The 14,091-nt window shown below is 40.0% G+C and carries 13 protein-coding genes; 3 read left to right on the top strand and 10 right to left on the bottom strand.

The window, feature by feature from the left end; translation table 11 throughout:
• Window positions 1–21: 21 nt before the first annotated feature.
• Complete coding sequence (locus MSBR3_RS17755; RefSeq protein WP_048109543.1) at window positions 22–609, bottom strand: pyruvate kinase alpha/beta domain-containing protein; 588 nt, start codon at window positions 607–609, stop codon at window positions 22–24.
• Between the two features lie 517 nt (window positions 610–1,126).
• Here MSBR3_RS17755 and MSBR3_RS17750 point away from each other — a divergent pair.
• Together MSBR3_RS17750 and MSBR3_RS17745 are read left to right on the top strand one after the other, a co-directional pair.
• Window positions 1,127–1,873: a proteasome assembly chaperone family protein gene (locus tag MSBR3_RS17750; protein WP_048109541.1), complete on the top strand. Its 747-nt coding sequence runs from the start codon at window positions 1,127–1,129 to the stop codon at window positions 1,871–1,873.
• A 4-nt stretch (window positions 1,874–1,877) separates the two neighbouring features.
• Window positions 1,878–2,267 carry a DUF473 domain-containing protein gene (locus MSBR3_RS17745; RefSeq protein WP_048109540.1) on the top strand — a complete coding sequence of 130 codons (390 nt, stop codon included), beginning with the start codon at window positions 1,878–1,880 and terminating at the stop codon, window positions 2,265–2,267.
• Window positions 2,268–2,537: 270 nt separating this feature from the next.
• Here the strand turns inward: MSBR3_RS17745 and thsA are convergent, their stop codons facing one another.
• Complete coding sequence (gene thsA / locus MSBR3_RS17740) at window positions 2,538–4,172, bottom strand: thermosome subunit alpha (RefSeq protein WP_048109539.1); 1,635 nt, start codon at window positions 4,170–4,172, stop codon at window positions 2,538–2,540.
• A gap of 578 nt (window positions 4,173–4,750) precedes the next feature.
• Here thsA and MSBR3_RS17735 point away from each other — a divergent pair.
• Window positions 4,751–5,977, top strand: coding sequence for an MFS transporter (locus MSBR3_RS17735; protein ID WP_048109537.1), 1,227 nt, complete (start codon window positions 4,751–4,753; stop codon window positions 5,975–5,977).
• Window positions 5,978–6,290: 313 nt separating this feature from the next.
• On the opposite strand, the gene MSBR3_RS17730 is transcribed toward MSBR3_RS17735, so the two are convergent.
• The 8 genes from MSBR3_RS17730 to MSBR3_RS17695 all read right to left on the bottom strand — a co-directional run bounded on the left by MSBR3_RS17730 (window position 6,291) and on the right by MSBR3_RS17695 (window position 13,083).
• Window positions 6,291–9,338, bottom strand: a complete 3,048-nt coding sequence (locus MSBR3_RS17730; RefSeq protein ID WP_048109536.1) for an FAD-binding and (Fe-S)-binding domain-containing protein — start codon at window positions 9,336–9,338, stop codon at window positions 6,291–6,293.
• 326 nt (window positions 9,339–9,664) lie between these two features.
• Window positions 9,665–10,282 (bottom strand): 4Fe-4S binding protein, encoded by a 618-nt coding sequence (locus tag MSBR3_RS17725; protein WP_196296975.1) that lies wholly within the window; start codon window positions 10,280–10,282, stop codon window positions 9,665–9,667.
• Between the two features lie 6 nt (window positions 10,283–10,288).
• Window positions 10,289–10,648, bottom strand: coding sequence for a TrmB family transcriptional regulator (locus tag MSBR3_RS17720; RefSeq protein WP_048109535.1), 360 nt, complete (start codon window positions 10,646–10,648; stop codon window positions 10,289–10,291).
• A 230-nt stretch (window positions 10,649–10,878) separates the two neighbouring features.
• Window positions 10,879–11,079 (bottom strand): hypothetical protein, encoded by a 201-nt coding sequence (locus tag MSBR3_RS17715; RefSeq protein WP_048109534.1) that lies wholly within the window; start codon window positions 11,077–11,079, stop codon window positions 10,879–10,881.
• Between the two features lie 307 nt (window positions 11,080–11,386).
• The gene (locus tag MSBR3_RS17710) at window positions 11,387–11,782 is read right to left on the bottom strand and encodes an HI0074 family nucleotidyltransferase substrate-binding subunit (protein WP_048109533.1); all 396 of its coding nucleotides are present in this window, start codon (window positions 11,780–11,782) and stop codon (window positions 11,387–11,389) included.
• Window positions 11,770–12,081: a nucleotidyltransferase family protein gene (locus MSBR3_RS17705; protein ID WP_048109532.1), complete on the bottom strand. Its 312-nt coding sequence runs from the start codon at window positions 12,079–12,081 to the stop codon at window positions 11,770–11,772. Before MSBR3_RS17705 ends, MSBR3_RS17710 begins: the two co-directional genes overlap by 13 nt.
• 482 nt (window positions 12,082–12,563) lie before the next feature.
• Window positions 12,564–12,839, bottom strand: a complete 276-nt coding sequence (locus MSBR3_RS17700) for a type II toxin-antitoxin system RelE family toxin (RefSeq protein ID WP_230627603.1) — start codon at window positions 12,837–12,839, stop codon at window positions 12,564–12,566.
• Window positions 12,823–13,083, bottom strand: a complete 261-nt coding sequence (locus tag MSBR3_RS17695; RefSeq protein WP_048109530.1) for a DUF2683 family protein — start codon at window positions 13,081–13,083, stop codon at window positions 12,823–12,825. The genes MSBR3_RS17700 and MSBR3_RS17695 overlap by 17 nt, the downstream gene beginning before the upstream one ends.
• Window positions 13,084–14,091: the final 1,008 nt, after the last annotated feature.

The raw sequence follows: 14,091 nt of genomic DNA, 5'->3' as shown, positions 1-14,091 counted from the left end.
TTTTTTCTACTTTTTCTTGCCTCAGTCTTCTTTAACTCGTGGCATGGCAATAATCTCCCGAACCTGAAGGGAGAAAAAATCTCCGCTGTGGGCTGGCCTGAGTACCAGAGCTACGTCTGCACCATGCCTTGTGCCTCCTATTGCTATAATCTCTGTGTTGTCGGAAACCGGGATATGGCCTGAGTCAGCTGCCATAACTGCGACCTCAATGGCTACCTTAAAACCTTTTCCAAAAAGAGATCTTAGAGCGTCCGAAATTACTTCTACTCTGGAAAATCCGCCGAATTTCTTTGTAATTGAACGTTCGACTCCTGAGAATATATGGGACTGAGTGGTTATTACCGCCCCAAGTTCTTCAAGTTTCTTTTTGCATTCCTCTTCCACTTCCCATTCGCCTTTCTTATCCTGCCCGTACTGGTGGCTTATTCCAATAACCTTTATATGACTGTCTTTTACAGCCTCTGCCATTTTTAGTGCGGTTTTTCCGCTGGTGCTTGCTACCACAATATGGGATATCTGAAGTTCTGCCGCCCTTTTTGCTGCCGCCTCAATAACAGCGTCAGTATTTGACTCTCCTACGTTGTCAAAATAGAGAATATGTTTTTCCATGAGTTTTTCCTCCTGTGTTCGGATTTCTTTCTATTAGCTCATTGTGTTTGGATGTCTCTTTCTATTAGCTCACAGTTTGGGTGTTTCTTTCTATTAGCTCATAGTGTTTGGATGTCTCTTTTTATGAACTATTTTACCGTACTCGAATACATCTTTTTATTTATTCTGTTCGATCGTTTCTTTTCATAAACTCTTTTAATCTTTTCCTATCTATTACATTTTTTCCTTTGTATCTTTTATAGAATTATGACTCCATTATATTCTCTATCTGAGATAAAAAGTCTAATTTTTGTTATTTTTTACTAAAGTTACGTTTTCCTATCAGGAGAAAACATATATATTAAAAAGATTCTCTTTTTAACAAAAAGAGGGTTATGGTGGATAAAGCTCTGGATCAATTGTAAATTTCATGTTATGCAGTTCAGGAAGTAGCGTAGACCTGAACTGCTGAGAAGCTTGTTTATCTAGGATTAGTTTAGATATAATGATAGGGGTTGTATTTCGCTGAGGTGGTTACTTGTCAAATACAGATTATGACAATAATGACGTGAAGATTATTACTAAACCTGTGCAATCAAAAAATCCTATTTTGATTGAAGGTTTTCCCGGAATCGGGCTTGTGGGGAATATTGCAAGTCAGCATATGATAGAAGAATTGAAAATGGAATACATTGGTTCTATCGAATCCAGGTATTTCCCTTCGATTGCAGTGCTTTACGAGGGACTTATAAATATGCCTGTGAGGATTTATGAAAATGTGGAACATAACTTGATTGTTGTAATTTCCGATATTCCTATCAGTCACACTGTTTCCTACGATGTTAGCAATGCTCTCGTAGATTGGGCTGAGTCTATTAACGTAAAAGAAATTGCTTCCATTGCAGGAATTGCCATTATGGACGGGGGGCATAAGGTCTTCGGGGCAGCCACCACTCAGGAAATGCTGAACAGAATCAAGGAAAAGGTAGAGGTTTTCCAGATGGGAACTATCTCCGGGATTTCTGGAAGTGTCATGGCTGAATGTTTGCTGCGTGGAATTCCTGCATTTAGCCTGCTTGGTGCTACCAGAACTCAGAATCCTGACCCAAGAGCTGCTTCTGCTGTCATTGATGTTTTAAACGAGCTATATGGACTTTCAATAAGCACAGTTCGGCTTATAGAGCAGGCCGAACGTATAGAGGTCGAACTTCAGAGGCTTGCTGAAGATGTTCAGACTGCGGAGCAGAAAGGAGAAGTAAAAAAGGAGTTCCCAATGTACGGGTGATCCCATGGAGTACATCGCGTTAACAGGAATTGCTGATTCTCTTATCGAGGTCCTGAAGAAACACCATCTAAGGACTCTTGAGATTCGGAGTCCTCAAAATTTCGTAGGAGTACTCGGGCTCAATGTAGGAGATAATGTTCTCCTGACATCTACCAGCCTTCAGGATCTCATGGATGGGACTCAGGGTCTCATAGCAAAAGTTGTACAGAAGCAGATTTCGGTTCATTCCATCGTCAATTCGAATGATTTCTACGTTGAAGAACGAGAATCTGTGTCAGCCCGTATCCAGCTTCAGTGTAGATGTATGGCAAGGGTAAGAAATGTTATTTCAAGCGAGCTTGGGAAACCAATCCGGGTAGACGCCAGGGAAATTTCCTGCTATGAAGCCAGATAACAATTTTTACTAAACCATTCATTTTAGCAATTCAGCAACATTCGGTATAAATAACTCAAAAACGCCATTTTTAAATTTTAAATTTTTAAATTTTTTTGATTTTTTTGGTTTTAGAAATTCTGGCTATGAATTATTTCCTAAGAGATCTGAATACAACTCATTATAACTTATGGAGAGTTTATCCCAAATATCTCGAATTAAAAAAAGTCCGGGAAGCTGGAAACTTCCGGCAATCCCGGATTTATACTAAAATATTACGTTATATCTTTATTACATCATATCTTCAGGCATTTCGCCGCCTGGACCCATTCCCGGACCTGCTTTACCTGCTGCACTGGATGAGGCAATCACATCATCGATCCTGAGAACCATAATTGCGGCTTCTGTAGCTGCATTGATTGCCTGAGTCTTAATCCTGAGAGGTTCGACAACGTTATTTTCGAACATGTCCTCGATCTTGCCAGTGTAAACATTGAGTCCGGCACGCTTGTTTCCTTTCTCGTGCTGGGAGCGCATTTCCACAAGCATATCGATCGGGTCAAGCCCTGCATTTTCTGCAAGGGTGCTGGGAATAATCTCAAGAGACTCGGCGAATTTCATTACAGCAAGCTGCTCCCTACCTTTGAGGGTTGCTGCATATTCCTTGAGCCTTAGGGACAGTTCAATTTCTGGGGAGCCGCCACCTACAACAATCTTCTGGTCTTCAAGAGCAACACCAACTACTCTGAGAGCATCTTCAAGGGCTCTTTCAAGTCCTTCCACGACATGCTCGGTTCCGCCGCGCAGAAGAATTGAGGTTGTCTTGCTGTCCTTGCAGCCTGTAACGAAGGTCATTCTTGAGCCTGTAACGTCCTTTTCTTCCACGAGACCGGCATAACCAAGGTCGGACTCCTCAATTTCATCGAGGCTGGTGATAATTTTTGCACCTGTTGCGCGGGAAAGTTTGTCCATGTCGCTCTTCTTCACCCTGCGCATACCAAAGATTCCTGCTTTTGTCAGGTAATACTGGGCAAGGTCATCAATTCCCTTCTGACAGAAGACAACGTTTGCGCCTGTGTTGATTACCTTATCAACGATTTCCCTAAGCATTGCTTCTTCCTGGTCTAAGAAGAGCTGCATCTGGTCAGGAGTGGTGATCTTTATTTCAGCTTTTGTTTCGGTCTTCTTGAGCTCTATGGGCACGCTTAAGAGGAGAACTTTTGCGTTTTCCACTACTTCGGGCATGGCTGGGTGGACACGCTCTTTGTCAACAATTACACCCTCAATAATTTCGGAATCTTTAATACTTCCGCCGGGTCTCTTTTCCACCTTGACATCTTCGATATCCACAGTGATCTTTCCATCTTCGCTTTTCTCAGCAACTGCCGTAACGGCCTTCACTGCAAGCCTGGAAAGATGTTCCTTTTGAGCCTCTGCACCCTTTCCTGTTATGGCTGTGGCTGCAATCTTTTCGAGGGTTTCTGTATCCTCGGGAGATGCACTGATAGTAATGGTATCGATTGTTTTTGTAGCCTGATCTGCTGCAAGCCTGTAGCCGCTTGCAATTACTGTTGGGTGGACTCCACTTTCAAGAAGGTCCTCTGCCTTTGTCAGGAATTCCCCTGCAAGTACGGCTGCAGTGGTTGTTCCGTCACCTACTTCGGCATCCTGGGTCTTGGCTACTTCTACGATCATCTTTGCACCTGGGTGCTCGATGTCCATTTCTTTGAGGATTGTTGCTCCGTCGTTGGTGATAACAACATCACCCATGGAGTCTACAAGCATCTTGTCCATACCCTTGGGTCCAAGAGTGGTTCTTACCGCTTCAGCAACTGCCTTTGCGGCCATAATATTGTTATGCTGGGCATCGGAACCATGGGTTCTCTTGCTGCCTTCCCTTAAAATAAAGATCGGTTGTGCTGCCAAGCTTTAATCTCCTTTCAATGATATGAATTTTTATGATTTTTATTAGTTGTATTCCTGAGCACGTTACCTTTGTGCGTATTTTCCTATTCTTAATGCAAGCACTTCTATATAAGAATTACTCTGGAGCACAGGTCCTGAATCCGAAAAATGGAGCCTACTGAACCTTTTAATGCCTTCTCCGAACTATTTTTACAGATAGATAAATTCCAGCAGTATTATTTCTGTCTCATTCCTGTCTCATTCCTGTCTCATTCCTGTCTCATTCCTGTCTCATTCCTGTCTCATTCCTTGTTCCAGGATTCATTAACCTGGAGACCCAAGTTCGTTCTGTTGAGAACGTACATTATCCCCAGTCATTCTCCTATTAGCCTAATACTGCATACCCTTCTGGCTTTGGATAGTATTTCCCGAGTTATGGGTAAACAACTTGGTATAAGCTAACGCAATCGTTTTGATACGTAAAGGTTTCAGTTACCTTTAATCCGGGTAAATTTTCACTTCCTATCAGGACCTGCTATCACGTCACCTTTTTATAATTCACAAAAAATAAGGTGTAGCCGAGAGAAGGAGTCAATCTAATGTTCTCGCTTAAAGTTCCGCCGATATTACATAACAGATCCTTAGTAATCTTATTAGCTGCCCGTGTATCAACTTCAATTGCTTTTCAAATGTTAACCATTGCTGTAGGGTGGCAAATTTATTCAATTACTCAGAAACCTATCTATCTGGGACTTATCGGATTAGTTCAGTTTTTACCTATGTTTCTGTTTACTCTTATAGTCGGTTATGCAGCTGACCGCTATGATCGAAAGTTGATAATTTGTTTCAGTCAAATTGTAGAAAGTATAGGGATTTTTCTGCTTGCTTACGAAAGCCATATCGGATCAATTACCGAAGAGGGAATTCTCGTTACTATCTTTTTCATAAGTACAGCCAATGCTTTTCAAAGCCCGCCAATGCAATCATTGCTGCCTAATGTCGTTAGTAAGGAAGTTTTTCCGGAGGTAGCTGCTTTATCAGCCTCTACATCTCAGCTTGCATTCATTATAGGCCCAGCTATTGGAGGAATTCTTTATGCATTAAGTCCCCAAGTTGTGTACTCTGCAGCAGGCATATTAACATTGGTGACAAGTGTGATTATTCTCTTCGTTTCAATAATAGAGAAGTCTCAAAACTCACAGCAAGTAACCACAAACTCAATATTCGGAGGAATAACTTACATCAGAAGCAAACCTGCTATACTTGGGGCAATTTCCCTTGACCTTTTTGCAGTATTATTCGGTGGTGCGACAGCGTTACTGCCTGTCTATGCCAGTGACATTTTAAAAATCGGGCCTTTAGGTTTGGGAATATTACGTTCAGCACCTGCCATAGGTGCATTGATAACGTCTGCTTTTTTGGCAAAGCAGCCTTTAAAGAAAAACGAAGGTCTGAAAATGTTTATCGCAGTGATGCTTTTTGGAGTTTTCACAATAATTTTTGCCGTATCAACTTCTTTTCTTTTATCACTTGTGTCACTTGTGTTGTTAGGTGCATCTGATGTGATAAGTGTAGTTGTCCGTTTAACATTGATACAATTGAAAACTCCGGATAATATGAGAGGCAGGGTAAATGCCGTAAATTCCATGTTTATAGGTACATCTAATCAACTTGGTGAATTTGAATCAGGGTTAACAGCTTCCCTGTTTGGAGTTGTACCTGCTGTGTTACTTGGCGGAATCGGTTCGATAGTCATTGCAGTTCTATGGATGAAGCTGTTTCCAGAGCTTTTACATGCAAATAAATTGGGACGCTCAACTGACTAGTGATCTAACTTACTAATGATCTAACTTACTAATGATCTAACTTACTAATGATCTCAATTCAAAAATATGTTTACAATCCTTAACTTTTGAATGAACTCACTGATTAGTGTTTTTTCATCCAATAATGTACTCATTTAAAAATCAATAAACTATATTAAGAGCTATAAAAATTTTAGTGAGATCTCATGTATGAACTTTTAATATAATTGTTAGTGAGATATTAATTGTTAGTGAGATATTAATTGTTAGTGAGATATTAATTATTAGTGAGATCTCACGTACTAATTGATATTAAGTTTTCGTTTAACAATAATTAATGCGTTTTTATATACTCAATCATGCGTGGAGTAAGTAATGGAATAAGCTCGGGAAGCATATTCGGCATCAAGTTATCCATAGCCTTCGGCATGAGGTCAGGGAGCTGCTCCCTCATGTAATCAGGCATGGGAACTCTCTTTTCTACAGCTTTGAGCATGTCAGGCATAACTTTCGGCATAACCAGCGGCATGAGCCTGGGCATCATAACCGGCATCATAGGTTTCATTATGGCGTCCATACCAGGCGCGTATTTGACCATCTTCATCATCGTCTGAAGCGGTGCTGGCATAGCAGCCATCATTTGAGGCATGAGTTCAACCATCAGATCAGTCATATTCTCAGGCTGCATAAGGGAGATCATTTTTTCAAATGGAACCCACGATTCTAGAGTATAGGAGGTTGAGTCAGGGATGTTATATCCAAGACTTCTGCCTACAAGAGCTCCCAGATCCTGAGCCTGGATATTAAGGTTATTTTCCTGTGCTGCCACGCGGAACTGGAATATACAGCACGGACAAAGTGCTGCAATAATGTCGGCTTTGACATCAAGGGCTTCCTGGAGTCTAATATCTCCCAGTTTGTATGCAACCGGCGGTTCGGCTATAAGGCTCACAACCGAACCGCAGCAGTGAGCTCTTTCCCGGTTGTATTCAAGTTCTCTGAACTTTATTCCTGGTATAGCTTTAAGCAGTTCTCTGGGAGGCTCATATATTTCGCCTCCTGCCCTGCCAAGGTGGCAGGAATCATGCCAGGCTACAACTTTATCGAGAGGCTGTTTGAACTTTGGCTTGAGGACATCGAGGCGATCAACAAGTACTTCAGAGTAGTGCTTTGTCTCAAGCCCGTACTCAATTCCCAGCTTTTTCGCCCACTGGGGATAGACCGTATGCCACATCAGCCAGCATGCAGGGCAGGAAGTGATTACGGTTTTTACACCTTTCTTTTTCATATTAGAGACATTCATTCTCATTATTTTTTCAAAAACATCCCATCTTCCGGCAACAAGCATAGGAATTCCACAGCAGGCTTCCTTGTCTAAAAGACTTGTAAACTCTACTCCTGCATCATCAAGCATGCGGACAGCACCTATAGCTACGTCATTTTCAACAAAAGAGGCTGTGCAGCCTGCAAAATAGGCGTATTCAGCTTTATCCTTAATTTTTGCCCTGATATCCTCCGGAATCCATTTATCGCGGTCTTTTCTGTAATTTGCCCAGATATTCCTCTCTTTAAGGAGGCTCGCAGCCATGATCTCAAAGGGAGGGAAGGTCATCTTTTTCTTTTCTTCAACCAGTTTTCCACGCATGGTCATCCAGGCATGTTCAATTGGCATATCAAGCTCACAGCGAGAGTCACACATCTGGCAGGTAGTGCAGCCGAGGAAAGTATTTGTCTGTCTCTGGTCCAGCTTTTCCCGACCTGCCAGGTATTCTTTGATGAAAAACCATTTCCCACGAGGTGACTGTGACTCCCAACCCCTGCCATAGTACTGGTCGCACTCGCTCACACAGTAACCACACTGGGAGCAGGAGTAGGCAAGTTCTGCGACTTCTGCGGGGATTTCCTTTTCGTCTTTGAAGGAGACCTTGCCAATTCCTGACATGTTTCCGGCTATCCTGCCAAGAGGTTCAAAGGAAGAGCCCACTGATACGGCAGTGTTCAGGAGTCCTTTTCCTTCCAGGGTTTCAGGGTTCATAACCCCGTCAGGATCAATTTCCGTTCTCAGAGACTCGATTTCAGCAAGCCTTTCTCCAAAGACACTTTTTTTCTTTGAAGCGAAGAAAAGCCCTGAGGAATAAGCCCTTCCGCCGTTTTCCTCTGCAATTTTTAAAATGCTCAGGGAAAGAGCAAAGGCTGTATTAAAGAGCAAGGAGCGCTCCGAGTGGCGCATGAAACAGAGGAGAACCACATACCCATCATTTATAACCATGCCTTCGGTAAGTACAGGCAATTTTATTTTCTTCCCGATTTCTTCAAAAGTTTTGTCCATTTTCTCAAGCGGCACCAGGATTTCCGCAGGGATAAACGAAGGACCTAGCCTCTTTACTTTCATGGACTTAAACCATTCATCGGTCTCGTATTTTGCAATCTCTTCCGGGAGGATTTTTCCACCTGCATTTTCGATTGCTTCTTTCAGGCCTGAGACGTCCCTGGAAGCAGGGTACATAAAAGTTGAAACGTAAGAGACTGGCAGCATGGGCCTGTCTTTATCCACAATTTCTCCGTAGTGGAGTTTTCTGGGTGCTTTGTTCTTCATATCCGCCCATTCGGGGTTCAGGAAAGAAATCGACCAGAGAGGAATATTCTTTCTTCTTATATCTTCTACCGCTTTTTTCAGAGCTGAAGCGCTTGGAAAACTGGCAGAAACCGCTTTTCTCTCTTCAAATTTCTGGACTTTCAGGGTTATCTCGGTAACGATGCCTATGGTTCCCATTGTCCCGACTAATTTTTTCAGTTCAGGGCCTGAAAACTCCCGAATTTCCCCTGTGGGAAGCACAACTCTGGCCTTTTCCATGCTCTCGTAGCCCCAGCCAAACTCATAACTTCCGTAACCTGCTCCGCTCTGAGCCAGCCAGCCCCCAACTGTCGAAGAAGGAGCACTTGAAGGAATTGCTCTTACCGAAAGCCCGTTTTCCTTTAGTTTCCTCTCCAACTTTTCCCAGATCATACCGCTCTGAACAACCACTGTCTGCCCTTCGGGGTTGATACTTATGATCTTATTCAGCGGTGTAACATCGGCAACTATTCCTCCCTTTGTCGGGATTACTCCTCCGTACCCTGAAGAGGCTCCTGCGCGGGGTACAACCGGAATCTTGTGCCTATTTGCAAACTTAAGGAGCTTTACTGCGTCCTCCTCGGTCCGAATTTTTACAACAGCTGCAGGATCGGTATTTCCAATTACTTTCTTAACAAGTGGAGGTAAAGCTCCCATATCGTGATTATAGTAGTGGCATTCCCGTTTGTCAAGATTGACATATTCCCCAAAGAGTTCGGAGATTTCTTTTTTCTGGATTTCCGAAAGTTCCGGTACACGGCTTGTCATGTTTTTTCTCCTTTTTCTCTCCTGATTTAACTAATTTGTAGGTACCTTCCAGTATGCACATCTTGTAATACAAAGTCAAATTTCGGAAGTGCTTTCCGGCTCCCCTGTATTTTACTATATAAGTGATGAATAATAATACTTCTTATGTTGGGCCAGATCCATTTCATTTTTATCATACAGATAAGTAATAACGATAAGTGATAGAAATCACTAGACAATACAAGTCAATAGACAACATAAGTTAATAGACAGCGTAAGTTAATAGACAACATAAGTTAATAGACAACGTAAGTTAATAGACAACGTAAGTTAACGATAATAAAAATTCAAAATTTTAGGGCATCTTTAGGACAGGCATCCACACAGCGCCCACATTTAATACAATCAGGCTTTGAATCTTCCTGACGGATTTTGAGTTGCATCGGACAGATTTTTTCACATTTCTTGCAATTAATACATTTTTCCTTTTCTAGTTTAAGAGGATACTTTTTACCACCAAGCAGGCGTTGAGCTGTTCCCATAGGACAGAAGGAACACCAGGTTCTCGGGCTCAGATAACTGCCCAGAAGGGTTGCGATTGCAGTTGTCACCAGGCACATAGTTACAAAAATCATGCCGATTTTCTCAAAGGTATTGAGGCCTCCGATGGTGTTTACTATCCTGTATCCCATAAATCCCATTAACAGGAAAAATATCGGTATACGAATCCACAGGGAGCGCAGAGTGGCAGGTATCTTATTTTTCCTTGATATTTTGCTGATCCAGAAATCAACAAAGCTTCCCCTGGGACAGAGGTTTCCGCAGAACCATCTACCTCTGAAAGGACTAATTAAGAAGATTGCTGCAAAAATCAGCAGCATGAAGTACCCAAGTACAGGGTACCAGAGCCCTCCTATGGAAACGATAAGAACTATAATTCCCAGGTAAGGTGTTATTTTGAGCAAAGTGAATTAGCCTCCATTTTCCCATTTGTCAAGTTCCTGCCCAAGCCGGTCAGCCCAGGAGTTCACTACATTCATTATGATATTTTTTATTTTAGCCCTTGAGTTGACCTTATACTTGAAAACATAACCGCCTCCGTCCAGGTTCTGCTGCGACCTTTGCAGAATTTCTTTTTCATGCAGCTTTTTGACGGAACGTTGGATTGTTGAAATATCCAGCTTCAAGATTTTTGAAAGAAACTCAGTGTCAACCCATTGTTCTTTTTCATTCAAAAAGTACTTCATAACCTTAAGGTCAGCCTTTGTAAGGTTAAGGGCACACTTGATCACATCTTCAATTTTGAACTCTTTACAGGCAAAGTCTATCATTCCAATCCCTCTAAAGCACTACAGTACTGTAATATTATTGCCGCAGTATATATACAATGCCAAGTACTGTACTCACCGGTCAAAAATAGGAAGTACTGCCTTTTTAGTGTGTTTTTAACCTTACAGACCGGCAGAAAACTAAAAGCATTCTCAAAGAGACTACAAAGAGACTAAAAAGTGTCCCTGCATTGTTTTGTTGAATGGTTTTCTCCACCCCAACTTAACCGTTTTTACTTCCCCTTATAATCAGAATAAGATTTTGTTACTGGATCATAGATCTGAACTGCCGGACCGGTTGAAGTGCTTGGGTCATCTGGAGGATACGGAATCTGACCGCTGGCTCCAAACCCTTTATCCTCTTTGTCGCCCCCTCCCCCATTAGCGTTTATAACCTCTAGAGGGAACGCCTCACCCTCTATTGTGATAGTCATATTGCCCTGCTTATACCGTTGTCAGGAATTTATATATAAAACATATCTATAAATATATATATATAAATATGTACTAATGATAGAAACCAAAATGGGGGAAATGGAAAAACTCCGAAAAAAGAGAAAAAAAGAGATTATTAATTGATTATTTTAATTAATAATATTATTAATTAAAATAATCAATGGTAATGTTGTATAATTTCTGTAAAATTAACTTTGTCTTTTATGCACAGGTTTTATAGTAAAACCTGCGTATTTTGTGTAAAAACCTATGAGCTTTATAATTTTAATATACTTCATGTGTTTGTTAGTGATTTTTTGAAGATTCAATTCGCTTGCAAATATTGTCCATCAGCTCCCAGTAATCTCTGACTTGTTGGTAGATTTCTTCTATAGTTTCTTCATCATAAGTATGAGTACTGAGATTTCTATCGTCAGTCATTTCAAGAACTTTTACAGTTTCTTCCTCAGAAAGTATACCTACTTTAAATGCTTCTCTAAAGCAAGACTTAGGTGAAGCACACTCAATGCCTTCCTTAATTCGAAGATAATCTTTTATAACTTTCCAGAAAATATCAAATGAGTACTCAAATCTTTTAATTGAGGCATCTCTTACTATTGTTGAATAGGGTTCATCAACAATTTCTTCTAAAGTTCTCAATGCTTTCATTGCAGTTTCAGATCTAAGCCTTAACTTTTCCAAACAATACCCTCTCTAAGTGCCTTTTCTCTAAAAACTTCCGAGACTTTGGAAAGATCTACCACATCAACAGTATAGGGAAAATTAAGATTATCAATCTTTTCTTTCAATAAGACCAGTTTTTTCCTGTCCAATCTATTTTTTGGAAGAATTCCAATGTCTATGTCCGAAACTCTACTATAATCCCCTCTTGCTCGCGAACCAAAAAGTATTACAATAACGTTTTCTTCTTTGAAAAACTCTATAAGGAGGGATTTCAAATCTCTTATACTTTTTTGGTAAATCGGGGTAAGATTGCTCATCTATTACTCATTTAGAGGTTTCAATACTTGAATTTAATGTTTGAGACTGTACTTGAGTTTATTCTATCCTAAAATTATTTCGCTTTTTAGGTTATTAAGCTAACTCCAATTTATGCATAGATTTGAGATAAAATTTGTTTATTTTTGCGGTTTGCTGTTTTATTTTACTATTCCCCATGCAGTCGACTTTTTCTTAATATCCCGTAGTTCATCATCAGAAAACACAAGTCCTTGGTAATGCCTCATACTTATTAAGTTATCATGCCCTTGCCTGACTTAGGGGTTAGAATTCTTATGTCTTTAACATACAGATGCAAAACTTCCGGGTCCCTTTCATAGGCTTGTTTAGGGTATTCATAGCTAGGAGAATACACAGTTTTTATTTTTTCCAAGATTTTTCATTTACTCTTTTTCTTCGATTTCTCTTCTAAGGATAAAAGTAGGGAGAAAATAGGGAGAGATCTCGGGATTAAAGACATATATCAGTATGCGTTATCGTGATGCTCGAAATCTTCTAAAGTAACGGTTTTCGTTTCTTCGTCAATCGAAAAAGACAAGACAAAATGCCCAATATGAACACGGCTTAAGCCGCTCATATCATATCTTAGATTTTTATATCTATGGGGATTATTAACTATTTCACTCGTCTTGCGCTTAATGCTCTCATATAACTTTTTATCTTTTTTCTGAATTCTTTTGACTGAACTTATAAATGCATCGCTAAAAATTAAATCGTAGGCATCAGTCATCTTTATCATCAACAGCGTCATCTATGATTTCATCAAAATTATCTATACTGCCTACAAATATATGCTTTCCTTTCTTTATTTTGTCTAATCTATCGATATATTCTGGACTAAATCCAGGTTCAAGAACTTTTTCTTCATACTGAGACATAACTAAGTCGATAGCTGCGCTCTTATCTTTTAAATTGTACTTAGCTTTTACAATGTTCAATAACTGGTTAGAATGCGAGCTGATATTTATTTTAGCTTGTACCATAGATACCACATATATATAATGGGTATATGATGTATATATACATAACACAGTGTGTTGCTTTAATTACTGAGAATCTCATTGCTATTTATTTTTTCCAAAATTTCCATTTACTCTTTTTCTTTGATTTATCTTCAAGTTCAGCCTCTTTCTGATTCGCAGCTTCTTCTAATTGGAGTATTTTTTCATCTTTTTGTTACAAGAGATAATCCGACTTTTTTCGATCTTAATTCTTTTCATACTCTGAAATACTCCGCTGGTATTCTGCCAATTTAATCCTGGCATCTGAGAAGTAGAATCTAAGAGATTCAACCACAACCTGGGATTGTTTCATTGGCTGAGCATCAATTAAGGCAACTAGATCTAGAGGAATGGAAACAGAGGTCTTCTTAAATTTACCTAAAATACTCTGATTATCAATTGAGGGGTTGTTCACTAATATACGATTGATGTTTTGATGACATAAGTTAAACACTAATTCCGCTTGCATTTATTAACTTACATTGCGATAGTTTTATGAAAAGACAAAATGGCTGGAAAAGTGAAATCAAAAAGCTTTATTTCATTATTTAGGAATAATATCAGTCAACAAATGATAGACGACCAAAAAGTGGAGTACAATTAAAATAGTGTGAAATTGAAGTAGAGTGCAAGTAAAGTCCCTTCTTTATGTCTTCAAAAAATGAGATGTTTATCTGATAACTTCTATTATCTTAATCATTCACGGCCTTTACGTAAACATTTTTATACTTCCTTCTTAATTTGTGAACTGAGGTTTAATGAGCAGATTAAACTTTAAGGCTTTCTTTTTCATAGGAAAACCCTATTCTTCTTATATTTAGCTCATTAAAATCCACAAACATTCAATAAAGGACCGGCAGGTTTCTCCTTTTCCCTGCCGGTTTTATACACCCAATTTTCCCCCTGCCGGCTTCACACGCTAAGTTCCGGAATATTCTGGTCTGAAGAAGCTTTATTCTTCAGTTCTTTTCTATACTCTTGTTTGACGTT

Origin of the sequence: Methanosarcina barkeri 3, from assembly GCF_000970305.1 — an archaeon.
Taxonomy (GTDB): Archaea; Halobacteriota; Methanosarcinia; order Methanosarcinales; family Methanosarcinaceae; genus Methanosarcina; species Methanosarcina barkeri_A.
The sequence above is the reverse complement of the archived record's forward strand: the minus strand, read 5'-3'. Positions and strand labels throughout refer to the sequence as shown.